This window comes from Rhodanobacter sp. FW106-HT46G03, from assembly GCF_058789895.1.
In genome coordinates this window covers 3,241,980-3,263,457 of record NZ_JBYTCC010000001.1, presented here as the reverse complement: position 1 = coordinate 3,263,457, position 21,478 = coordinate 3,241,980, and the positions used below count along the sequence as shown (strand labels likewise).

General features: G+C 69.6%; 22 protein-coding genes. 8 read left to right on the top strand and 14 right to left on the bottom strand.

The genetic code is table 11. The features are described from left to right. The first annotated feature begins 175 nt into the window (after positions 1–175). Entirely contained in the window at positions 176–982 is an 807-nt protein-coding gene (locus tag AC3WP6_RS14650; protein ID WP_492628347.1) for an ATP-binding protein, read from the top strand. Here AC3WP6_RS14650 and AC3WP6_RS14645 read toward each other — a convergent pair. The 9 genes from AC3WP6_RS14645 to AC3WP6_RS14605 all read right to left on the bottom strand — a co-directional run bounded on the left by AC3WP6_RS14645 (position 925) and on the right by AC3WP6_RS14605 (position 9,034). Continuing rightward, positions 925–2,292 carry a glutamate--cysteine ligase gene (locus AC3WP6_RS14645; RefSeq protein WP_492628346.1) on the bottom strand — a complete coding sequence of 456 codons (1,368 nt, stop codon included), beginning with the start codon at positions 2,290–2,292 and terminating at the stop codon, positions 925–927. The genes AC3WP6_RS14650 and AC3WP6_RS14645 overlap by 58 nt on opposite strands. Positions 2,293–2,400: 108 nt before the next feature. Continuing rightward, positions 2,401–3,888 carry an efflux transporter outer membrane subunit gene (locus AC3WP6_RS14640; protein ID WP_492628345.1) on the bottom strand — a complete coding sequence of 496 codons (1,488 nt, stop codon included), beginning with the start codon at positions 3,886–3,888 and terminating at the stop codon, positions 2,401–2,403. A 23-nt stretch (positions 3,889–3,911) separates the two neighbouring features. Next, positions 3,912–4,394 (bottom strand): hypothetical protein, encoded by a 483-nt coding sequence (locus AC3WP6_RS14635; RefSeq protein WP_492628344.1) that lies wholly within the window; start codon positions 4,392–4,394, stop codon positions 3,912–3,914. Between the two features lie 28 nt (positions 4,395–4,422). After that, a complete protein-coding gene (locus tag AC3WP6_RS14630) occupies positions 4,423–5,130 on the bottom strand; it encodes an ABC transporter ATP-binding protein (RefSeq protein WP_492628343.1) in 708 nt (235 codons plus the stop codon). 1 nt (position 5,131) lies between these two features. Then, on the bottom strand, positions 5,132–6,325 hold the full coding sequence (locus AC3WP6_RS14625; RefSeq protein ID WP_492628342.1) for an ABC transporter permease: 1,194 nt from the start codon (positions 6,323–6,325) through the stop codon (positions 5,132–5,134). Continuing rightward, positions 6,322–7,473, bottom strand: a complete 1,152-nt coding sequence (locus AC3WP6_RS14620; RefSeq protein ID WP_492628341.1) for an efflux RND transporter periplasmic adaptor subunit — start codon at positions 7,471–7,473, stop codon at positions 6,322–6,324. The genes AC3WP6_RS14625 and AC3WP6_RS14620 overlap by 4 nt, the downstream gene beginning before the upstream one ends. Then, positions 7,470–8,078, bottom strand: coding sequence for a TetR/AcrR family transcriptional regulator (locus AC3WP6_RS14615; protein WP_492628340.1), 609 nt, complete (start codon positions 8,076–8,078; stop codon positions 7,470–7,472). The genes AC3WP6_RS14620 and AC3WP6_RS14615 overlap by 4 nt, the downstream gene beginning before the upstream one ends. Before the next feature lie 87 nt (positions 8,079–8,165). Further along, entirely contained in the window at positions 8,166–8,750 is a 585-nt protein-coding gene (locus tag AC3WP6_RS14610) for a cytochrome b/b6 domain-containing protein (protein WP_492628339.1), read from the bottom strand. Continuing rightward, positions 8,747–9,034, bottom strand: a complete 288-nt coding sequence (locus AC3WP6_RS14605; protein ID WP_492628338.1) for a PepSY domain-containing protein — start codon at positions 9,032–9,034, stop codon at positions 8,747–8,749. Before AC3WP6_RS14605 ends, AC3WP6_RS14610 begins: the two co-directional genes overlap by 4 nt. A gap of 172 nt (positions 9,035–9,206) precedes the next feature. Between AC3WP6_RS14605 and AC3WP6_RS14600 the strand changes: the two genes are divergently transcribed. Together AC3WP6_RS14600 and AC3WP6_RS14595 are read left to right on the top strand one after the other, a co-directional pair. After that, complete coding sequence (locus AC3WP6_RS14600; protein ID WP_492628337.1) at positions 9,207–9,872, top strand: response regulator; 666 nt, start codon at positions 9,207–9,209, stop codon at positions 9,870–9,872. Continuing rightward, the gene (locus AC3WP6_RS14595; protein ID WP_492628336.1) at positions 9,869–11,227 is read left to right on the top strand and encodes an ATP-binding protein; all 1,359 of its coding nucleotides are present in this window, start codon (positions 9,869–9,871) and stop codon (positions 11,225–11,227) included. The genes AC3WP6_RS14600 and AC3WP6_RS14595 overlap by 4 nt, the downstream gene beginning before the upstream one ends. 219 nt (positions 11,228–11,446) lie before the next feature. Here AC3WP6_RS14595 and rho read toward each other — a convergent pair whose 3' ends face one another. Together rho and trxA are read right to left on the bottom strand one after the other, a co-directional pair. Then, entirely contained in the window at positions 11,447–13,210 is a 1,764-nt protein-coding gene (rho, locus tag AC3WP6_RS14590; RefSeq protein WP_492628335.1) for a transcription termination factor Rho, read from the bottom strand. Between the two features lie 159 nt (positions 13,211–13,369). Further along, positions 13,370–13,696: a thioredoxin TrxA gene (gene trxA, locus AC3WP6_RS14585; RefSeq protein ID WP_492628334.1), complete on the bottom strand. Its 327-nt coding sequence runs from the start codon at positions 13,694–13,696 to the stop codon at positions 13,370–13,372. Between the two features lie 415 nt (positions 13,697–14,111). Here trxA and rhlB point away from each other — a divergent pair, with 415 nt between their 5' ends. From rhlB to ung, 5 genes are all read left to right on the top strand, one after another. After that, the gene (gene rhlB / locus AC3WP6_RS14580) at positions 14,112–15,845 is read left to right on the top strand and encodes an ATP-dependent RNA helicase RhlB (protein WP_492628333.1); all 1,734 of its coding nucleotides are present in this window, start codon (positions 14,112–14,114) and stop codon (positions 15,843–15,845) included. Positions 15,846–15,909: 64 nt separating this feature from the next. After that, positions 15,910–16,587, top strand: coding sequence for a cell division ATP-binding protein FtsE (gene ftsE, locus AC3WP6_RS14575; protein WP_492628332.1), 678 nt, complete (start codon positions 15,910–15,912; stop codon positions 16,585–16,587). Beyond that, the gene (ftsX, locus tag AC3WP6_RS14570; RefSeq protein ID WP_492628331.1) at positions 16,584–17,555 is read left to right on the top strand and encodes a permease-like cell division protein FtsX; all 972 of its coding nucleotides are present in this window, start codon (positions 16,584–16,586) and stop codon (positions 17,553–17,555) included. Before ftsE ends, ftsX begins: the two co-directional genes overlap by 4 nt. Positions 17,556–17,574: 19 nt before the next feature. Further along, a complete protein-coding gene (locus AC3WP6_RS14565; RefSeq protein WP_492628330.1) occupies positions 17,575–18,417 on the top strand; it encodes a response regulator in 843 nt (280 codons plus the stop codon). Further along, positions 18,414–19,115 (top strand): uracil-DNA glycosylase, encoded by a 702-nt coding sequence (ung, locus tag AC3WP6_RS14560; protein ID WP_492628329.1) that lies wholly within the window; start codon positions 18,414–18,416, stop codon positions 19,113–19,115. The genes AC3WP6_RS14565 and ung overlap by 4 nt, the downstream gene beginning before the upstream one ends. Before the next feature lie 9 nt (positions 19,116–19,124). Here the strand turns inward: ung and AC3WP6_RS14555 are convergent, their stop codons facing one another. From AC3WP6_RS14555 to AC3WP6_RS14545, 3 genes are read right to left on the bottom strand one after another with little or no spacing between them, the layout of a single operon-like run. Continuing rightward, positions 19,125–20,099, bottom strand: a complete 975-nt coding sequence (locus AC3WP6_RS14555) for a ThiF family adenylyltransferase (RefSeq protein WP_492628328.1) — start codon at positions 20,097–20,099, stop codon at positions 19,125–19,127. Beyond that, a complete protein-coding gene (locus tag AC3WP6_RS14550) occupies positions 20,096–20,710 on the bottom strand; it encodes a thiamine phosphate synthase (protein ID WP_492628327.1) in 615 nt (204 codons plus the stop codon). The genes AC3WP6_RS14555 and AC3WP6_RS14550 overlap by 4 nt, the downstream gene beginning before the upstream one ends. Further along, positions 20,707–21,477, bottom strand: a complete 771-nt coding sequence (locus tag AC3WP6_RS14545) for a thiazole synthase (protein WP_492628326.1) — start codon at positions 21,475–21,477, stop codon at positions 20,707–20,709. Before AC3WP6_RS14545 ends, AC3WP6_RS14550 begins: the two co-directional genes overlap by 4 nt. Position 21,478 lies beyond the last annotated feature (1 nt).

Genomic DNA, 21,478 nt, shown 5'->3' with positions numbered 1-21,478 from the left:
GCAGGTGCGGCACTTGGTTGCCAGTGGCTACCTCGACAAGTCCGGCACCACCCGGCCGACCTACTCGCTCGGGCGCAACCGGCGCTCGGTCCAACGCTACGTCCGGCGCAGCCTGGCCGAGGATGTCGTCTGGTCATCGCAGCTCGCGCCGGTCCTGCGAGGACTGGCACCGAACGTGTTCGACATCGCCCACTACGGCGTGACCGAGATGGTCAACAACGCAATCGACCATTCGGGTGCCGTGCATGTCACGGTGGCCGCCGATCTGCGCGACGACGTGCTGCATCTCGTGGTTGCCGACGATGGCGTCGGCATTTTCCGCAAGATTGCGCAGGCGCTGGTGCTTCCCGATGAGCGCTTGTCGCTGCTGGAACTGGCAAAAGGCAAGCTCACCACCGATCCGCGCCATCACACCGGCGAAGGCGTGTTTTTCACCACCCGCGTGTTCGACGAGTTCCGCATCGTCGCCAACGACCTCACCTACGCGCATGCCGAAGGCGACGCGCACGACGTCTTGTTCGATACGGACGATTTGCCGCCTGCCGGCACTGCCGTTTTCATGGCCATTGCCACCACGTCGCCGCGCACGCTGAAGCAGGTGTTCGACGCGTATTCCAGTGGCCCGGACGATTACGACTTTGCCAAGACCGTTGTGCCGGTGCGCCTGGCCCGCGTGGGCGCGAAACCTCGTGTCACGCTCGCAGGCCAAGTGGCTGATGCAGCGGCTGGATCGCTTCCGCCATGTGGTCCTCGACTTTGCCGAGGTCGGCAGCATCGGGCAGGCGTTTGCGGACGAGATCTTCCGGGTGTTTGCGCTGGATCACCCGGCCATCGAGCTGGAAGCCATCCACGTAGTGCCGGAAATCCAACAAATGATCCGGCGTGCCGAAGTGGCACGCGACCGGTTCGCGGATTGACCAGCGCTCAATACGCAAACTCGCGGAACACGTGGTCCACGTTGCCGCCCCAGGCGCCGCGGTAGAGCTCCAGCTTGCGTTCGGCCGGGGTCTGGTTGGCTTCGACGATCTCGATCAGCGGTTCCAGATAGATGCGTTCGTCGGCGCCGTTCTGGTTGAGTTTGGCGCGGCGCTCGAGGCCGTGGGCGGCGATCTTCAGCGCCTCGCGCGCGAGGTCGCGCACGGTGCCTTTGCGGAACGGCAGCTTCAGCGCCTGCTGCGGCACGCCGGCGCGCAGCGCGTGGCGTTCGGCGGGCGAGAAATCCTTGACCAGGTCCCACGCGGCGTCGAGTGCCACGTGGTCGTAGAGCAGGCCGACCCACAGCGCCGGCAGCGCGCACAGGCGGTTCCACGGGCCGCCGTCGGCGCCGCGCATTTCCAGGTATTGCTTGAGCCGCACCTCGGGGAACGCGGTGGTGAGGTGGTCGGCAAAGTCGCGCATGGTCGCCTTGACGCCGGGGAGCTGGGGCAGCTCGCCGCGCATGAAGCGCTTGAAATCCTCGCCGGCGAGGTCGACGTAGCCCGTGGCCTGGTCGCTGAAATACATCGGCACGTCGAGGATGTAGTCGAGATAGCGCTCGTAGCCGAAGCCGTCCTCGAACACGAAATCGAGCATGCCGGTGCGGTCGGGGTCGGTGTCTTCCCAGATGTGGGAGCGCAGCGATTGGTAGCCGTTCGGCTTGCCCTCGGTGAACGGCGAGTCGGCGAACAGCGCGGTGGCGATCGGCTGCAACGCCAGGCCGACGCGGAACTTCTCCACCATGTCCGCTTCGCTGCCGAAATCGAGATTGACCTGCACCGTGCAGGTGCGGGTCATCATGTCCAGCCCGAGATTGCCGACCTTGGGCATGTACTTGCGCATGATCGCGTAGCGGCCCTTGGGCATCCACGGCATCTCGTCGCGCCGCCACTTGGGCTGGAAGCCCATGCCGAGAAAGCCGAGGCCGAGCGGTTCGGCGACGGACCGCACCTCGGCGAGGTGGGTGTTCACCTCGCAGCAGGTCTGGTGGATGGTTTCCAGCGGCGCGCCGGAAAGCTCGAGCTGGCCGGCGGGTTCGAGCGTGATGTTGGCCGCCTCGCGGGTGAGCGCGATCGGGTTGCCGTTCTCCGCGATCGGGTTCCAGCCGTGGCGCGACGCGATGCCTTCCAGCAGCGCGCGGATGCCGCGTTCGCCCTCGTACGTGGGCGGTTTCAGGTCGTCGGTGCGGAAGCCGAATTTCTCGTGTTCGGTGCCGATTCGCCAGCGCTCAAGCGGTTTTTCGCCCGCCGCGATGTAGTCGAGAAGCTGCTGGCGCCCCGTGATCGGGGTGCTTTCAATGGTGCTGGCTATGGACACGCGTGCTGCCTTGGTAATCCGACCTGACGACTATGGAGGCGCGGGTGTCCGACGAAAAGGGCTTGACCGAAAATATTTGTACGCGTCAGTACAGTGATTTGACGCGGGTCATGGCGCGGCGGCCGGCAACGCCGCGCGGGCCACCGGCGGCTGGCTGTTGCCCATGGCCTGGAACAGCTGCAGCGTGCTGGCCAGTCGCGCGCCGCGGCCGGCGTCGAGCTGCCGGCGCGCGTGGGTGGCGCCGATCCGGGCCTGCAGCACGTCGTCGTCCGCGGCGGCACCCAGGGCGTGGCGACGGGTGGCGATCACCAGGCGGTCGCGGGCCGCGGTGTCGACGGCCTGCAGGGCGGCCACCGTTTCCGCGTCGTGCTGGCTGGCGCGCAGCGCGTCGGCGACCTCGCGCAGCGCATCCAGCACCACGCCCTGGTACTGCGCGCCGGCCGCGTCGACCGCGGCCAAGGCCGCGCGCTTTTTTGCCGGCAGCGCGGGGTCGAACAACGGCTGGGTCAATTGCGCGAGCAAACTCCACACCGCCGCGCCGCTGCCGAACAATGCGCCGGTGCTGAGCGCCTGCGAGCCGAGGCTGGCGCTGAGATCGAGTTGCGGGTAGGCCTTGGCGACGGCGACGCCGTAGTCCGCCGTGGCCGCGTGCAGCAGCGCTTCGGCGGCGCCGATGTCGGGGCGGCGGCGCACCAGTTCGGAAGGCACGACCACCGGCAGCGCGCGCGGCAGGTGCAGGTCCGCCAGGGTGAGCGGCGGCAGCTTGGCCTGCGTCGGCGACTGGCCGGTGAGCACCGCAAGCTGGTGTCCGCTCTGGTCGAACGACTGCTGCAGTGCCGGCAGGCCGGCCCGGTTCTGCTCCGCTTCGGCCTGCAATGCGGCCAGCGCATCCGGCGTGGCGTGGCCCAGGCGCAGTTGCGCACGCAGCAGGGCGACGCGCGCGTCCTCGTCGCGCAGCAGGGCTTCGGTCGCCGCGATCTGGTCGGCGAGCTGCGCGCGGTTGATGGCGGTGCCCACCACGCTGGCCGCGAGCGTCAGGCGCGCGGCTTCGAGCTGGTAGCGCTGGTAGTCGGTGCGCGCGGCGAGCGCTTCCAGTGCGCGCCGGTTGCCGCCGCCGAGGTCGAGCCGGTAATGCACGCCGACATTGGCGGTGTACAGGTCGAAGTCGCGCGGCGTGCCGGGTTGGTCGAGCAGGTTGGGGTTGAAGCGCTGGCGCTGCGCGCCGACGCCGGCGTCCACGCGCGGCAGGTAGGTGGCGCCGGCCTGCGCCGCCTGGTTGGCGCCGGCCTCGCGCAGTTTCGCCTCGGCCGCGGCGAGGGTGGGGCTGTCGCGCAGTGCGCGCGCGACCAGGCCGTCGAGTTCGGGGGAGCCGAAGGCACGCCACCACTCCGCGTCAGGCGCCGCGGCGGGCGCGAACGCCTGCGTCGCACCCGCGGCCGACGTGGTGTGCGCCGGCAGCGGGGTTGCGGTGTAGCCGGTGGCGGTCGGCGCCGCGGGGCGCACGTAGTCCGGTCCGGCCATGCAGCCCGCGAGCAGGCCGGCGAGGGCCAGCGCGAGGGCGGTGTGCCGCAGCGGAGGCAGGATGGCGAAGTGCATGGCGTGGGCTCGTCGGGCAGCGGTCAGTGGCCGAGCGGCTTGAAGCCGGGGTCGTTGAAGTAGCGCGCATAGTCGTTGACCGCGGCCACGACCTGGACGGCGCCGTCGCGTGGCGTGTGGGCCGCGTCGGTGCCCTTCATCGCGCCGGCGCCCGCAAAGAGCTCGCCGACGATGATGTGCAACTGGGCGTCGGCCGCGGCCGGCAGCCGGCACTGGCGCACGATGTCGGTGACGCGCGCCTCGACGGTGGCGGCCAGCTGGCGGTAATCCTCCGGCTTCAGGGTGTCGGCGTGGATCCCCGGCAGCAGCGGCTGCAGGCTCGTGCGCAGGCTCGCCATGTTGGCGCGCAGCGGCGCGTCGGTCTGCCATTTCTGGCCCGCGTTGAGCTGCAGCTGGTGGGTGGCGGCCGCGGCTTCGTGCGTGTGTTGCGGCGCGGCCAGCGCCGGCAGCGCCGGAATGGCGACGAGTGCGGCGAGTACGGCGGTGGTGAGCAGATGGCGATGCATGGTGATGACTCCTCGTGGTGGGGTGGCGTCAGTCGAAGGCACGACCTTCGCCGGGTTCCTCGACGGTGACGCCGTCGCGGATGTGGTAGATGCGCTTGAAGGTGGGGATGATCTTCTCGTCGTGGGTGACGACGATGACCGCGGTCTGCAGTTGCCGCGCCATGTCGTTCAGCACGCGGATCACGGCCATCGCGCGCTCCAGGTCGAGCGGCGCGGTGGGTTCGTCGGCGAGGATCACCGGCGGGCGGTTGACCAGCCCGCGGGCGATCGCGACGCGCTGCTGCTCGCCGCCGGAAAGCTGCACCGGCATCGCGTTCGCGCGGTGCTGCACGTCGAGCGCGGTCAGCAGCTCCAGCGCGCGGGCGCGGGCCTCGGCGTTCGGCACGCCGGCCAGCATCGGTAGCAGCGCCACGTTGTCGGCCACATCGAGAAACGGGATCAGGTACGGCGCCTGGAACACGAAACCGATCTTGTCGCGGCGCAGGGCGCGCAGGTCGCGCACCTTCCAGCCTTCGTCGAAGATCACCTCGTCGCCCAGCACCATGCGCCCGGCGGTCGGGTCGATCACCGCGCCCAGGCATTTCAGCAGCGTGCTCTTGCCCGAGCCCGATGGCCCGATGAGGCCCACGACTTCGCCCGGCGCGACCGTCATGTCGACGTTCTTCAGCGCGTCCACCGCGGTGTCGCCGCTGCCGTAGCGCTTGCGCAGGCCTTCGATGCGGATGCCGTGGCCCATCTCAGCCTCCGATCGCTGCGGCAGGGTCGACGCGCAGCGCCATGCGGATCGCCACCACGCTGGCCAGCGCGCAGATGACGAGGATCGCGGCGAAACCGGCGACGGCGTCGGCCGGAATCAGCAGCACGTATTTGGGGAAATACGGCGCGGCGAAGCTGGCGCTGATCTTGCCCACCGCAAAACCGATCACGCCCAGCACCAGCGCCTGTTGCAGGATCATCGCGGCGATCGTGCGGTCGCGCGTGCCGATCAGTTTCAGCACCGCGATCTCGCGGATCTTGTCCATCGTCAGCGTGTAGATGATGAAGGCGACGATGGCCGCGCTGACCATCGCGAGAATGACCAGAAACATGCCGATCTGCTTGGCCGAGGACTCGATCAGCTTGCCGACGAGGATGTGGTTCATCTGTGAGCGGTCGTATACCGTGAGCCGCTTCCAGCGCGCGATCGGCGCGGCGACCTCCGGCGGCGTCCAGCCCGGCTGGATGCGCACCAGGATCGCGTTGACGAACGGGTTGCTCGCCTGGCTGGCGTTCACCGCCGCCAGCACGCCGGGTGCGGCGAACGCCGGGTTTTCGGCGCTGCGCCGGCGCTGCATGCGGATCGCGTCGTTGTCCTTCAGGAACTGCGCCTGCTGGGCGTCCTTCAGCGGGATGAACACCATCGGATCGCCGTTGGAGGACACCATGCGCCGGGTCAGGCCGACCACGGTGTACTGGTTGCGGCGGATGGTGAGCACGTCGCCGAGCTTGAAGCCGGTGGCGATGTCGGCCACGGCCTCGTAATGGCTGCGCGTGATCTGGCGCCCGGCGACGAGATACGGCGGCCAGCCCGGCGCGCCCGGTTCGGCGGCGGCGATGCCGGCGACCATCGCGCGCACGTCGCGGTTGCCGGCGCGCACCTGCATCGTCAGGTAGGTGACGTTGGCCGCCTGCGCGACGCCGGGCATGGCGCGGATGCCGCGCCACAGGTCGTCGTACACGCTGGAGGATTCCGCATACGGCCCGAGCGTGCCCTGCTGCACCACCCACAGGTCGGCGCCGCTGTTGTCGAGCGTCGCCTGCGCGTCGGCGACCATGCCGCGGTACACGCCGGCCATCGTCAGCGTCACGCCGATCAGGAGGCCGAGGCCGATGCCGGTGAACACGAACTTGCCCCAGGCATGCAGGATGTCGCGGCCGGCGAGGCTGATCATGGCGCGACCCCGGGGATGCGCGGCACCACCTTGACCCGGCTGTGCGGCGTGATGGCGGCGGCGCTGTAGGCAATCACGCGGTCGCCGGCGGCGAGCCCGCGGGTAACCTGCACCGCACCGTCGAGGTCGGCGGCGCCCAGCGCGACGCTGGCGAAGCGCGGCTTGCCGTGGTTCATCTCCCACACGCCGCGACGGTCGCCCAGGATGCGGATCGCCGCGTTGGGCACGGTCGGCGCGGCTGTCGTCGCCGGCAGCGCCACCGTGACCTCCGCCAGTTCGCCCAGCGGCGGCAGCGGCGCGGGCAACGCGTCGAACACGATCTTCGCCGTCGTCTCCTCGGTCACCGCGTCGGCCAGCGGATCGACCCGCAGCACGCGGCCGTGCAGGGTCTGGCCCTGGCGCGAGCGCAGCACGATGCCCACCGGCAGGCCGGCGGCGAGCCCGCCCGCGCCCAACTGGTCGAAGCGCGCGTCGACCCACAACTGCCGCGGGTCGATCACGTCCAGCGCGGCCTGCCCGGCGACCAGCGTGCTGCCCGGTTCGGCGTGGCGCGCGACCACCAGCCCGTCCACCGGCGATACCAGGTCGAGATTTGCGCGCTGCGCCTTGAGCGCCAGCACGTCCGCGCGCAGGCGTTCCACGTTGGCGCCGGCGGCATCCCGCGCCGCACTGGCGCTGGCGAGTTCCTGGCGCTTGCCGGCAGTGATTTCCGCGCTGGTGCCGCGCGCGTCCAGCAGCTTCGCATAGCGCTGCGCCTGCGTGGCCGCGTACGCGCGCTGGCTGCCCGCCTGCGCCAGCGCCGCCTGCGCGCTGGCGAGTGCGGCCTGCTGCGCGCGGATGCGCTCGTCGAGATCGACCGCGTCCATCGTGCCCAGCACCTGCCCGGCGTGCACCCGGTCGCTCACGTGCACGGCGAGGCGCGCGACGCGGCCGGCGCTGGTCGGGCCGATGCGGTAGGTGTAGCGGGCTTCCACCGTGCCGATACCGAACAGCGCCGGATGGATCGCGCGGCTCTGCACGGTGGCGGTGGTGACCGGTACGGCGGCGAACGGCCCGGTGCTCACCGCGACGTAGCCGAGCAGGCCGGCGATGGCGGCCGCGACGCCGAGCAGGGCCCAGGTGCGGCGTTGCAGGTGGAGGCGTTTCATGGCGTGCCTCCGCCGATGCCGCGCAGGTAGATCGCGAATACCGCACCGGCCTCGCGCCGCATCAGGGAGGGTGTGCCGACGAGCAGCGTGCGCATCACCAGCCCCTGGAAGGTGCCGACGAAGGCGATCGTGGCGGCGTCGACATCGAGCTTCGCATCCAGCGCGCCTTGCGCCTTGCCGGCGGCGAGCAGAGTGGCGACACGCTTGGCGTATTGCTGCAGCAGGGCCTTCACCACCTTTTTTGTCGGCGTGGCGGCCGGGCGCTGCAGCTCGCCGAACAGCATGCGCGGCACGCCGGGATGGCGCACGACGAAATCGACGTGCGCCATGAACGCGGCCTCCAGCCCGGCGACTGGCGTCGGCGCATTCGCGATGGCCTCGTCCACGCGCCCCAGCAGGCGGTCGGTCACCCAGGCCATCACGGCCTGCATCACCGCGTCCTTGGTGGGGAAGTGGCGAAACAGCGCGCCCTGGGTCAGTCCCATGTGCTGGGCGATCGCGGCGGTGGTGATGTCGCTGGGGTTCTGTTTGGCCGCCAGCTCCACCACGGCTTCAACCGTGGCGGTGCGGCGTTCGTCGGCAGGGAGATGGTGGCGGACAGGCATGCTGGCGTTCGGCCTTGCAGTAAGTAATTGGTTACTATCTTACGCAAACCGGGGCCGGCTGCAACTGCTGCGTTTTGTCGCATGCCGTCAGGGGTGCCGCTCGGCCGACGCGGCTTCCGGGGACCGTGCGGCGGCGTCGTCGCCGAGCGGCCGCTTGCGCCCGGTCACCATGGCGCGCACCAGGTTTTCGCGGTGGCGCAGGCTGCTGTAGACGACGCCCGCAACGTGCAGCCCGACCAGCACCAGCGTGGTGTGGGCGAGCAGTCCGTGCACCTCCTCCAGCATTTCGCTGCCCCAGAACGCGTCGGTGGTCTGCAGCCAGCCGGTGAAGCCGGTGGCCGCCAACAGGGTGATGAGGGCAAGGATCATCACCGCCCCGGCCGGGTTGTGGCCGAGGTGGCGCGCTTCCCTGCGCGCCAGCATGTCGCGGACGTAACCGGCGAGCTGGCGCGGCGTGGGCACGAAGTCGGCAAACCGCGCATGGCGGCTGCCGACCACGCCCCAGACCAGCCGGAATGCGACCAGCCCGAGCACCGTGTAGCCGAGCGCCTGATGCAGCGCGCCGCCGTCCTCGCCCAGGAACCAGGCGCCGAAGAACGCGGCCACCAGCGACCAGTGGAAGATCCGCACCAGCGGATCCCAGACGCGCACCGTCGGCGCCCGGGCGCTCATGGCTTGCCGGCCTGCCCGACCATGGCGCCCTTCACCGGGTCAACGAACAGCTCGACTTTCTGCCCGTTCTTGTCCTTGGCGTACACCTCGTAGCAACTGCCGCCGGCCTTGACCTTGCCGACGGTGTAGCCCTGCGCGGTGAACTGCGCCTTGACGTCGGCGGTGCTCTTCCATTCGGACTTCGGCCGGGTCGTGCACTCGCCGTTGTAGGTGGAGGCGAACGCGCCGGCTGACAGCCCGAGCAGGCCGAGCGCGACGACGGTGTGGATGACAGGGTTGCGCATGGTTCTTCTCCAGTGGGGTATCCGGCCGCAGCCGGCGTGCCGATCGGCACGGTGCCAAGGTGGCGGTTGGTGCTGAAGCCGGTCTTAAGCTGCCCGGGCCGTTTCGCGCGCGGCCGCAAGAACCGCTTAAGCTCGGTCGCGGACAATCGCGCGGCATGCCTGGAGAACCGCGATGCGCCTGCTGCTGGTGGAAGACGACGAGTTGCTCGGCAACGGCCTCGAGGCCGGGCTGAAACAGGCGGGCTTCGCCGTGGACTGGACGCGCGATGGCCGCAGCGCTCAATTGGCGCTTGCCACCACCGGCTACGAACTGGTCGTGCTCGACCTCGGCCTGCCGCGTGTCGGCGGCATGGAGGTGCTGAAGGCGCTGCGCGCCCGGGGCAGCGACCTGCCGGTGCTGATCCTCACCGCGCGCGACACCGTGCACGACCGTGTCGCCGGGCTGGACGCCGGGGCCGACGACTACCTGGTCAAGCCGTTCGCGCTGGCCGAGCTGGTGGCGCGCATCCGCGCGCTGCTGCGCCGCGCGCATGGCCGCAGTAGCGAGGTCATCCGTTACCGCGACCTCGTGCTTGCGCCGGAAAGCCTCACCGTGACGCGCGGCGAGGACACCATCGTGCTGTCGGGCCGGGAGTGCGCGATCCTCGTCGACCTGCTCGAACACCGCGGCACCGCGCTGTCGCGCGCGCGGCTCGAGGAGGGCCTATACGGCTGGAACGAGGAGATCGAGAGCAACGCGGTGGAAGTGCACATCTCCAACCTGCGCAAGAAGCTCGGCGCCGACCTGATCAAGACCATCCGTGGCGTCGGCTATCTGGTGCCGAGGGATCAACCATGACGCCGCGTTCGCTGCGCATGCGGCTGTTGCTGCTGCTGATCGGCAGCCTCGTGCTGGCGTGGGGCGCGATGCTGGCGGTCGGCTATGACGAGGTGCGCGAGGAGATCCACGAGCTGGCCGATGCGCGCCTGCAACAGGGGGCGCGCACGCTGCTGGCGCTCGACCTGAAGCGCCTCGCGCGCCTGGCGCAGGCGGGCGATGGCGATGCCGGCAACGGGCACGATCACGGCAATCAGGTCGCGCCGCTCGCGTTCCAGGTGTGGGGCGGCGACCAGCGCCTGCTGCTGGCCAGCCCGGATGCGCCGGCGGCGCGCTTCCATCCCGACGACGGCTATGCCACGCGCGTGATCGACGCCCGCCCGTGGCGCAGCTACAGCCTGCGCGATGCCCGCCGCGGCTACCAGGTGACGGTGCTGGAACCGCTGGCGCTGCGCGAGCATCCGGTGCGCGAGGTGGCCTGGCGCGTGGGTCGCGTCGCGCTGTGGGTGCTGCCGCTGCTGGGGTTGCTGGTGTGGCTCAGCGTCGCGCGCGGCCTCGCCCCGCTGGGGCGCCTCGCGCGCAGCGTGGGCACCCGCGATGCGGGCAACCTCGAACCGCTGCATGTACAGCGGATTCCGGCCGAAGCCGTGCCGCTGGTCGCCGCGCTGAATGGGCTGCTCGCCCGGCTGGCGGCATCGCTGGATCGCGAGCGCACGTTCACCGCGGATGCCGCGCACGAGCTGCGCACGCCGCTGGCCGCGATCAAGGTGCAGGCCGAGGTGGCACTGGGCGCGCCGGATGCGGCAATCCGCCAGCAAGCCATCGCGCAAGTGATCGCGGGCGTGGATCGCGCGACGCATCTGGCGCAGCAGTTGCTCACGCTGGCGCGGCTCGAACACGGTGGCGAGCTGGCGCTGCAGGCGGTGGACCTTGGCGGGGTTGCCGCCGAATGCCTGGCGCTGCGCGCCGGCGATGCCGATGCCCGCGGCATCGCGGTCGACCTGCAGGCCGACCCGGGTTGCGTGGTGCATGGCGACCCGGCCACGTTGCGCATCCTGGTCGACAACCTGGTGGACAACGCGATCAAGTACGGCGTTTCCGGTGGTCGTCTCGCCGTTGCCGTGGAGCGGCACGCCGACGCCTGGCGCCTGACCGTGGCCGACGATGGCGCCGGCGTACCCGCAGCGGATTGGCCGCGCCTGCGCGACCGCTTCTACCGCGGCGCCGACCGCAGCGCCGCAGGCAGCGGGCTCGGGCTCTCGATCGTCGAGCGCATTGCCGCGGCCCACCATGCGACGGTCGGCATTGGCCGCGGCATCGACGGCCGCGGGCTGGCGGTCAGCGTGGATTTTCCGTCGGCTTCCGGGGCTGCGTGAGACCGCGGCGCAGCCGGGGCTCGCTGGATCACTACCGCAGCGCGGTTCGGGGGGAGACGAAGGCTTTACTGGATGCCGCCCGGAAAGGACTTTCCTGCCCTTTCCGGGCTCGCCGATTTCGGGCGTGGCCCGAAACCGGCTCCACGGTGTCATCGCTGCGCGACGGCACCGCGAGCGGGCCATCCATGGCCCGGCGCTGAGGCCTGGCTGCGCTGGACCTCAGCGCTTCATCGAATTGAAGAACTCGTCGTTGGACTTGGTGTTCTTCATCTTGTCGAGCATGAACTCGATCGCGGCGAGCTCATCCATCGGGTGCAGCAGCTTGCGCAAAATCCACACCTTCTGCAGCAGGTCGGGCGGAATCAGCAGCTCTTCGCGGCGGGTGCCGGAGCGGTTGATGTCGATCGCGGGGTAGACGCGCTTTTCCGAGATGCGGCGGTTCAAGTGCACTTCCATATTGCCGGTGCCCTTGAACTCCTCGTAGATCACCTCGTCCATCTTGGAGCCGGTGTCGATCAGCGCGGTGCCGACGATGGTGAGGCTGCCGCCTTCCTCGACGTTGCGCGCGGCGCCGAAGAAGCGCTTGGGGCGCTGCAGCGCGTTGGCGTCGACGCCGCCGGTGAGCACCTTGCCCGAGCTGGGCACCACGGTGTTGTAGGCGCGGGCGAGGCGGGTGATGGAATCCAGCAGGATCACCACGTCGCGCTTGTGCTCGACCAGGCGCTTGGCCCGCTCGATCACCATCTCGGCCACCTGCACGTGGCGCACGGCGGGCTCGTCGAAGGTGGAGCTGATGACTTCGGCGCGCACCGTGCGCGCGATCTCGGTCACTTCCTCCGGGCGCTCGTCCACCAGCAGGATGATGACGTGCGCCTCGGGGTGGTTGTACTGCAGCGCCTGCGCGATGTTCTGCAGCATCATCGTCTTGCCGGACTTGGGCTGCGAGACGATCAGGGCGCGCTGGCCCTTGCCGATCGGCGCCATCAGGTCAAGGATGCGGCCGGTAATGTCCTCGCTGGAACCATCACCGCGCTCGAGCTTGAATGCCTTGCGCGGAAACAGCGGCGTCAGGTTCTCGAACAGCATCTTGTTCTTGGACGCCTCCGGCGGATCGCCGTTGATGTCGTCCACGCGCAGCATCGCGAAGTAGCGCTCGCCTTCCTTCGGATGGCGCACGCGCCCGGTGAGGTAGTCGCCGGTGCGCAGGTTGAAGCGGCGGATCTGGCTGGGGCTGACGTAGATGTCGTCCGGGCCGGCGAGATAGCTTTCGTCGGCCGAGCGCAGGAAGCCGAAGCCGTCCTGCAGGATCTCCAGCACGCCTTCGGCCCAGATACCGCCGCCGGAGCGCGCATGCGCCTTGAGCACGGCGAAGATCACGTCCTGCCGGCGCGCGCGGGCAATGCCTTCGGAGATGCCGAGCGATTCGGCAAACGCCAGGAGCTGCGGCGCCTTCATGCGCTTGAGCTCGGTCAGGTTGATGAGGCGGTCGTCGGCGCCCGGATCGGCGTTGTCGTCGTCCACCGGCAGGCCGCGCGGGTTGTTGTTGTGATGCGGGTTGCCGTTGGGGTTGCCGCCTTGCGGGCGGTTCTGGCTGCGCTCGTGGCGCCGCCGCCGGCCGCGGCCCTCCCGCTCCTGCCGGTTGCCGCCATTGTTGCCGGGCAGGTTTTGGCCTTGACCCGGCGCCTGGCTTTGGCCCGCGTTGGGGTTGGCGGCGGTGGCCGCAGACGGTGCCGGTTCGCGCGGTTCGCCATTGCCGACAGCCTCGGCTGCCATGGGTGGCGCCACCGGCACGGGAACAGGAGCGGGAACCGGGGCAGGTGCCGCAACCGGCGCGGGCGCCGGTGTGGCGGCTGCCGGCGTGGCGGTTTCGGTGCTGGCGCTGCGGCTTGCGCGCGGTGCGCGGCGCGGTGCGCGCGGACGCGCTTCCGGCGAAGGGTTGGCGTCGCCGGCGGGGGTCGGTGGGGTGTTATCGGTATCGGACACGGGCAATCCTCGCGGGGCGCCGTTGAAAAATTACGGAGGGTAGGAAGGGTGTGCGCCGCGCCAGAAGGGCGCATGGGGGCCAGGAAGACCCCGACGGACGCGAAGAATCTAGCACCCGCCGCGCGCTGTCGTAAAGCGCGCAGCGGGATGAAACCGGGCTCAGATGGCCTTGTCGATCATTTGCGCGAGCTGGCTCTTGCCGACGGCGCCGATCTGGGTGGCCTCGACCTTGCCGCCCTTGAACACCATCAGGGTGGGGATGCCGCGCACGTTGTAGTTGCGCGGGGTCTTCTGGTTGGCGTCGATGTCGATCTTCACCACGCGCAGCTTGCCCTGGTAATCCTTGGCCAGCTCTTCGAGCACCGGGGCAATGGCCTTGCACGGGCCACACCACTCGGCCCAGAAGTCGAGCAGCACCGGAGTGTCGGATTTCAGCACTTCCTGCTCAAAAGTATCGTCGCTGGCATGGGTAATGAGTTCGCTCACCGGAATCTCCGAAACGCAGGCGGATGGAAGGTTTGACAACCGCGCAGCCGGCATCGGCTACACTGGGTCGCCCAAGAAGCGCGGGTCGAACCGGGAAAGGGGCGTGGCCGTCAAGGCCGTCGCCATCATTGCACTGTAACTCGGGGCGCGATTCAAGCGATTCAAGGGCAGCCACGACGGGTTCCGTTGACATAGGCGAGGCCACTGCTGCAGTGGCCTCACCTATGCCAGCGGAGCCGATGGTGGCGTTGCTGTCCACCGGTGCCCTGCGCGGCTCCGCGGTTGCACTTGCGGCTTGCCGCGCCGCAACCGCGCCGTCGCCACGCGCCTCCCCCACTTGCTCCGCCCCACCCTGGTCGCGCGGAGCCGGGCCGGCCTTGGTTCCGTGCCCGCTAGCCATGGGCTGTCCGCTTTCATGTCGCAAACCGTACTCACCGATACCCTCTTTTCCAGCTTCAACCTGCACCCGCTGCTGCAACAAGGCCTCGACGCGGCCGGGTTCACCCGCTGCACCCCGATCCAGAAACTGACTTTGCCGGTGGCGCTCTCCGGCCGCGATGTCGCAGGTCAAGCGCAGACCGGCACCGGCAAGACCTGCGCATTCCTGGTCGCGCTGATGAACCACCTGCTGACCAACTCGGCGAATGCCGAGCGCAAGGACAGCGACCCGCGCGCGCTGGTGATCGCTCCCACCCGCGAGCTGGCGATCCAGATCGACAAGGATGCGCAGGCGCTTGCGGCGCACACCGGCCTGCGCCTGGCGCTGATCTACGGCGGCGTCGATTACGACAAGCAGCGCCAGCAGCTCAAGGACGGCTGCGACATCGTCATCGCCACGCCGGGGCGCCTGCTCGACTACTACAAACAGGGCGTGTTCGGCCTGAACAGCGTCGAGGTGATGGTGGTCGACGAAGCCGACCGCATGTTCGACCTCGGCTTCATCAAGGACGTGCGCTACATCTTCCACCGCCTGCCGGCGCGCGAGCAGCGCCAGGTGCTGCTGTTCTCCGCCACGCTGTCGCTGCGCGTGCTGGAGCTGGCCTACGAGCACATGCATGACGCGCAGAAGATCGTCGCCGAAAGCGACCACGTGACCGCCGACAAGGTGCGCCAGGTGGTGTATTTCCCGGCGAAGGAAGAAAAAATGCCGCTGCTCTTGAATCTGATCGACAAGCATCAGCCCAAGCGCGCGATCATTTTCGTCAACACCCGCGCCGCCGCCGAGCGCGTCACCGAGCGGGTGAAGCGCCACGGCTGCCGGGTCGGCGCGATTTCGGGCGACGTGCCGCAGCTCAAGCGGCAAAAGCTTTTGCAGCGTTTCGAGGATGGCCAGCTCGACTACCTGGTGGCCACCGACGTCGCCGCGCGCGGGTTGCACATTCCGCACGTCACCCACGTGTTCAACTACGACCTGCCGCAGGATGCCGAGGACTACGTGCACCGCATCGGCCGCACCGCGCGGCTGGGCGAAGAGGGCGACGCGATCAGCTTCGCCTGCGACCTGTACGCCATGAGCCTGCCGGACATCGAGGCCTATATCGGCCAGACCATTCCGGTGGCGCAGCTCGAACCCGAGCTGCTGGTGATGCCCAAGCCCAAGGCGCTGGACCCGGAGTACGTCAAGAACGTGGCTGCCGACAGCGAGGCGTTTGGCGATCGCGTCGAAGCGCGGCATGACGAGCGCAAGGACAGTCGCGGCCGCCGTTCACACCGCGATGGCGGCGAGCACGCCGGACATGGTGAGCGTCCGCGTGGCGCGCGTCCGCCTCGGGCCGGCGCCGAGCTGGCGGCGGCACCGATGCCAGCGGCAGCGGCACCGGCGACGCAGGCGCAGTCACCCGCAACGGCGCCGGGCGCCAGCGGCGAGCCCAAGCGCCGCCGTCACCGTGGCGGTCGCGGTCGTCGACGCGAAGGCGGCGAGGTGGCGGCAGCGGGCGCCGCCGTGCCGCGCGCCATCGACCACAGTGGTCGCGCCGCGCGCACGGAACATCGCCCGCCGCGCGAACCGATTCCCACCACGCCGGTCGCCGCATCGGCTGCGGCAGTGAGCCGGCCCTCGCGCCAGGTTGCGGCAGTGGCCGGCGAGCACGCACGGCCGAAGAAGCCGGGCCTGTTCCGGCGCCTGACGGCGCTGTTTACCCGCCACTGAGCGCGGTGCACCGCGCATCCCTTATCCTTGCTGCGGTTGCGGCCAGTTGCGGCGGGGATGCGCGGTGATCCAGTTCGACGCGGTAAGCAAGCGTTACGAGGGCGGGCATGACGCGCTCTTGCAGCTTTCCTTCGACGTGCCCGATGGCGAGATGGCGTTCGTCACCGGACACTCCGGTGCCGGCAAAAGCACGCTGCTCAAACTCCTTGCGGTGATCGAGCGGCCGAGCCACGGCACGATCACCGTCGACGGACAGAACCTGGCCAAGGTGCGCGGCCGCGGCATCGCCAAGCTGCGCCGGCGCATCGGCATGGTGTTCCAGGACCATCGCCTGCTGATGGATCGCAGCGTGTTCGCCAACGTTGAACTGCCGCTGACGATTGTCGGCATCGGCCGCGCCGACCGCGCACGGCTGGTGCGTGCCGCGCTCGACCGCGTCGGCTTGTTGCATTACGAGCGCCAGCTGCCGGCCACGCTGTCGACCGGCGAACAGCAGCGCGTGGGCATCGCGCGTGCCATCGTCGGCCATCCACCGTTGCTGATCGCCGACGAGCCGACCGGCAACCTCGATCCGCAACTGGCGCTGGAAATCATGGGTTTGTTCGCCGAATTCCAGACCACCGGCACCACCGTGCTGGTGGCCAGTCACGATTTGCGCCTCATCAAGCAGATGAAAAAGCGCGTGGTGGTGCTGCACCAGGGACGGCTGGTGGCCGACCTTGCCGCCGAGGAGGTGCTGTGAACGTGCCGGTTGAAACGGTGCCAATGACCGCGTCGCGCAAGCGCACGGCGCCGACCAGTCGCTTTGCCAGCTGGCGCGAGCACCACGGCTGGAGCGCGGGGTCGAGTCTCAAGCGGCTCGCCCAGCGCCCGTTCGGCACGCTGCTCACGGTGGCGGTGATGGGGCTCGCGCTCGCGCTGCCGCTGGCGTTCTATCTGTTGCTGGGCAACGTGCAGCAACTCGGACGCGCGCTCGGCCAGGACCAGACCATCAACGTGTTTTTGCAGAACAACCAGGTCGCGCAGCAGGCGCAGTTGCTGGCCACACAGTTGCGTGGGCGCAGCGATGTGGCCACGGTGACGGTCAAGAGCCCGCAACAGGGGTTGGACGAGCTGGCGAAGCTGCAGGGTTTTTCCGGCGCCCTCAATGCGCTGGACGCGAACCCGCTGCCCTACGTGCTGGTGATCGCCCCGCGGGCCGATCTCGATGCGCCGGGCGTGGCGCGCATGAGCGCGGACTTGCGCGACCTGCGCAGCGTGGCACTGGTGCAGGACAGCGGGCAATGGCGGGCGCGGATGGACGCCATGCTGGGCGTCGGCAACCGCATCGTGCTGGTGCTGGCAGCGCTGTTGGCGCTGGCCGCGCTGCTGGTGGTCGGCAATACCGTGCGGATGGACATCGCCAGCCGCAGCGAAGAGATTTCGGTGCTGGTGCTGGTCGGTGCCAGTGGCGCTTTCGTGCGCCGGCCCTACCTGTACGCCGGCATCTGGTATGGGCTGTTCAGTGGCGTGCTGGCGGTGCTGCTCGCGCTCGCCATCGAGTTCTCGCTGGCGGCGCCGATAACCCGCTTGAACGCGGCCTACGCCGGCAAACTGCAACTTGGCGGCCTGCCGCCGTGGCTATTGGTGGCGGTGCCGCTGGCCGCCGCGGTGCTGGGTTGGCTGGGCGCGCGGCTGGTCAGTGCGTGGCAATTGCGGCGAGCGGCGTGAATGCGGCAGGGGCAAGGGCATGACGGCGAGCATCAGTAAACGGTTGGTCAGCACTGCGCCGCGCGTGCTGATGGTTGACGGTTCCAAGGTGGTGCGCCAGTTGATTGCCCGCGTGCTCAAGGCCGACGTGCCGAACGTGGAAATCGTTGGCTGCGGCACCGGCAACGAGGCGCAGCGGCTGCTGGCCGACGGCGTGTTCGATTTCATCACTGTTGCGCTGCGCCTGCCCGACATGGATGGCCTGGAGCTGGCGCACTTCGTGCGCGAATCCGCGCCGCAGACCTATGTGCCGATCGTCGTCGTCTCCGGCGACGTCGACGCCCGACTGTCCAAGCGCACGCTGGGCGACGACGTCACCGATTACTTCGACAAGTCGCTCGGCTTTCAGGCGCTGGCCGCATTCATTCGCGGCTACGTACTGCCGGAAGCCACGGCGGAAGGCACGGTGCTGTACGTCGAGGACAGTCGCGTGGTGGCACTGGCAACGCGCCGCATGCTGGAAAAATACGGTCTCACCGTGCACCACGTGGTGAGCGTCGAAGATGCGCTGGCACACCTGGAGACGGCAAAGGCGCGCGGTGAGGTCGGTGCTGACGTGGTGCTCACCGACGTCAGCCTGAAAGGCGAGTTGACCGGTGGCGACCTAGTGGAATGCGTGCGCAAGTTCTTCGGCTACGGCAAGGGCAAGCTGCCGATCCTGGTGATGACCGGCGACGAAAACCCGGACAACCAGGCGGCCTTGATCAAGGCCGGCGCCAACGATCTGGTCGAGAAGCCGGTCGACGAAAAACTGCTGGTCACCAAACTGCTGTTCCAGTTGCGCGTTGCCCGGCACCTGCGTACACGCAGTGTCGACGCATGAGCGAACTGCGGCTCGAAGCTTCGTGGAAGGCGCGTTTGGGCGGCTATTTCGAGCGCCCGGAAATGCGCGCGCTGGCCGCTTTCCTGCGCGCCGAGAAACAGGCGGGCAAGGTGATCTACCCGCCCGGTCACGAGATATTCGCTGCCTTTGCGCACACGCCGTTCGATGCCGTGCGGGTGGTGATCCTCGGCCAGGATCCCTACCACGGCCCCGGACAGGCGCATGGCCTGTGCTTTTCCGTGCGCCCCGGCGTGCCGGTGCCGCCATCGCTGATCAATATCTTCCACGAGATCCAGCGCGATCTCGGCATTGCGCCACCCGGACACGGCTGCTTGACGCCGTGGGCTGACCGCGGCGTGCTGCTGCTCAACAGCGTGCTCACCGTCGAGCGCGGGCATGCCGCGTCGCATCAAGGCAAGGGTTGGGAAGGCTTCACCGACGCCGCCATCGACGCACTCAATCGCGAGCGCGAGGGCCTGGTGTTCCTGCTCTGGGGCAGCTACGCGCAGCGCAAGGGGCAATTGATCGACACCACCCGCCATTGCGTGCTGAAAAGCGTGCACCCCTCGCCGCTTTCCGCCCACCGCGGCTTCATCGGTTGCGGCCACTTCTCCGCCGCCAACCGCTACCTCGAAGCGCACGGCCAGCCGCCGATCGACTGGTCGCTGCCGCCGCGCGCCGCGTTGGCGACCGCCTGAGCGGAGCGCTCACGGGCCGAGCGCGAGCAGCGCGACGTGCGGAAACCCCGCGTGCTGCAGCCGCCGCCCGGCATGCCACGCCCGCAGGCCTGACCGACAGCACAGCACGATCCGCGCGCCGGTCGGCGCACTGAGGGCGGCTGGCAGGGCTGCGGGCAGGAGCCGCCGTGCGTGCGGGAACGCGGGGGCCGGGGCCTCGTCCACGCTGCGCAGGTCGATGACGCAGTCCTCCGGTTGCACGGCTTCGCGCGCAATGAAGCGCAAGGGGGGTGCGGTTGCCGGCGGCGCCGTGCGGAAGTCGGTGCGGGTGGTCGTGCCGTGGCAGCCGTCGAAGCGCAACAGGTCACCGGCTGGCGAGGGATGCATGCCGAGCAGCCAGCGCAGCGCGAGGTGCGCGGCGAGGTGGCCGATCACGCCGGTGACGCTGCCGAGCACCCCGTTGCGCGTGCAGTTGCCCGCCGCATGCGGCATGTCGGGAAAGATCGTCCGGTAATCCGGTGCGTCGGCGCCGTAGCAACCGACGTAGCCATCGAAACCAAGCGCTGCGGCCGCCACCAGCGGCTTGCCGCAGTGGCTCGCCGCTTCGTCCAGCATGTAGGTCACCGCGCGGTTGTCGCTGGCGTCGAGCACCAGCGTGGCCTGCGCGACCAGCCCCGGCGCGTTGGTGGGCGTCAGGGTGGAGGCGATGGCTGAGATCCGGGCCTCCGGGTTGAAACGGTGCAACGCTGCGCGCGCGACCTGCACTTTGGGTTGGCCAACGTCGCCGGGGGCATAGAGGTATTGGCGATGCAGGTTGGCCAGCGAAACGCGGTCCGGATCGACGATCAGCAAGTGGCCGACCCCGGCGCCGACAAGGCAGGCAAGCGCCGGGCAGCCGATGCCGCCGGCGCCGACGACGAGCACCGCCGCGGCGCCGAGCCGGGCCTGGCCCGCGGGCCCAATGCCGGGCAAGGCGGTCTGCCGCGCGTAGCGTATCTCGTTCATGTCGGCTCCCGGGTGGCGCGCAGCCACGCCTCGATGCGGGGATCGGGCGTGGCGTGGCGCACGATATCGCCCACCATTGCGAGCGCGTCCGCACCGGCGGCGAAGCAGCCGGCGGCGCGTTCCAGGGTGATGCCGCCAATGGCCACCAGCGGCAGGGTGCCGATGCGGCGTTTCCACGTGGCCAGCCGCGCGGTGCCGTGGGGCGCCCACGGCATCACCTTGAGTTGGGTCGGATAGATCGGACCGAGCGCGATGTAGTCGGGTGCGCACGCGAGCGCCGCGTCCAGCTCGTCCGCGCTGTGCGTGCTCAGCCCGAAGTGCATGCCGGCGTGGCGCACGGCCGACAGATCGGCGTGCCGGAGATCCTCCTGACCCAAGTGCACCCAGGTCGCCCCGAGTTCGAGTGCGAGCCGCCAGTGGTCGTTGACCACCAGCGTCAGCCGCGCTGCCGCCGCCACGACAAGCGCGGCCGCGATTTCGGCGCGCAGCCATGCCGGGTCTGCCGATTTGATCCGCAGTTGCGCAAAGCGGACGCCGTGTGCGGCGAGGCGCTGCACCCATGCGGCGCTGTCCACTACCGGGTAGAAGCGGTCCGGCAGCAGGCGCGTCATGCGAGCCACGCCTGCCCGACCACGGGCGTGGACGCCTCGGCAAAATCGCGGGCGGACATCAGCCCGGCTTCCCACCCCGCGCGTCCGGCCGCGGTGCTGGCGGCGAACGCCCCGGCCATGGTTTCAGGGTTGCCGGCCAACGCGACGGCGGTATTGGCAAGCACGGCATCGAAGCCCAGCTCCATGGCCTGGGCCGCGTGCGAGGGGCGGCCGATGCCGGCGTCGACCACCAGCGTCGCCGCGGGAAAGTGCGCCCGCAAGGCGCGCAGCGCGAACGGATCGGTGAGCCCGCGGCCGCTGCCGATCGGCCCGGCCCAAGGCATCAGCACCTCGCATCCGGCGGCCAGCAGGCGCTCGGCGACGCCCAGGTCGGTCGTGGTGTAGGGAAACACCTGGAAGCCCTCCGCGCACAACAAACGCGCGGCTTCCACCAGGCCAAACACGTCCGGCTGCAGCAACTCGCCCTCGCCGATCACTTCGAGCTTGATCCAAGGCGTACCGAACAGTTCGCGTGCCATGTGGGCGGTGGTCACCGCCTCGCGCACGCTGTGGCAGCCGGCGGTGTTCGGCAGCAGGTTGACGCCCAGTTCGCGGATCAGCGCGTGGAACGGCGCACCGGCCCCGGCCACCGCATTCTCGCGGCGCAGCGACACCGTCACCACGTCGCAGCGGGCAGCACGCACGGCGGCGGCCAGTACCGCCGGCGATGGATAGCGCGCGCTGCCCAGCCACAGCCGGGAGTGGATCTCCATGTCGAAGACGCGCATT

Bases quoted from the DNA above. Each gene is read 5' to 3' on its own strand.
- AC3WP6_RS14640 (WP_492628345.1), bottom strand. From the start codon at position 3,888: ATGCACTTCGCCATCCTGCCTCCGCTGCGGCACACCGCCCTCGCGCTG.
- AC3WP6_RS14635 (WP_492628344.1), bottom strand. From the start codon at position 4,394: ATGCATCGCCATCTGCTCACCACCGCCGTACTCGCCGCACTCGTCGCC.
- AC3WP6_RS14630 (WP_492628343.1), bottom strand. From the start codon at position 5,130: ATGGGCCACGGCATCCGCATCGAAGGCCTGCGCAAGCGCTACGGCAGC.
- AC3WP6_RS14625 (WP_492628342.1), bottom strand. From the start codon at position 6,325: ATGATCAGCCTCGCCGGCCGCGACATCCTGCATGCCTGGGGCAAGTTC.
- AC3WP6_RS14620 (WP_492628341.1), bottom strand. From the start codon at position 7,473: ATGAAACGCCTCCACCTGCAACGCCGCACCTGGGCCCTGCTCGGCGTC.
- AC3WP6_RS14615 (WP_492628340.1), bottom strand. From the start codon at position 8,078: ATGCCTGTCCGCCACCATCTCCCTGCCGACGAACGCCGCACCGCCACG.
- AC3WP6_RS14610 (WP_492628339.1), bottom strand. From the start codon at position 8,750: ATGAGCGCCCGGGCGCCGACGGTGCGCGTCTGGGATCCGCTGGTGCGG.
- AC3WP6_RS14605 (WP_492628338.1), bottom strand. From the start codon at position 9,034: ATGCGCAACCCTGTCATCCACACCGTCGTCGCGCTCGGCCTGCTCGGG.
- AC3WP6_RS14600 (WP_492628337.1), top strand. From the start codon at position 9,207: ATGCGCCTGCTGCTGGTGGAAGACGACGAGTTGCTCGGCAACGGCCTC.
- AC3WP6_RS14595 (WP_492628336.1), top strand. From the start codon at position 9,869: ATGACGCCGCGTTCGCTGCGCATGCGGCTGTTGCTGCTGCTGATCGGC.
- rhlB (WP_492628333.1), top strand. From the start codon at position 14,112: ATGTCGCAAACCGTACTCACCGATACCCTCTTTTCCAGCTTCAACCTG.
- AC3WP6_RS14565 (WP_492628330.1), top strand. From the start codon at position 17,575: ATGACGGCGAGCATCAGTAAACGGTTGGTCAGCACTGCGCCGCGCGTG.
- ung (WP_492628329.1), top strand. From the start codon at position 18,414: ATGAGCGAACTGCGGCTCGAAGCTTCGTGGAAGGCGCGTTTGGGCGGC.
- AC3WP6_RS14555 (WP_492628328.1), bottom strand. From the start codon at position 20,099: ATGAACGAGATACGCTACGCGCGGCAGACCGCCTTGCCCGGCATTGGG.
- AC3WP6_RS14550 (WP_492628327.1), bottom strand. From the start codon at position 20,710: ATGACGCGCCTGCTGCCGGACCGCTTCTACCCGGTAGTGGACAGCGCC.
- AC3WP6_RS14545 (WP_492628326.1), bottom strand. From the start codon at position 21,477: ATGCGCGTCTTCGACATGGAGATCCACTCCCGGCTGTGGCTGGGCAGC.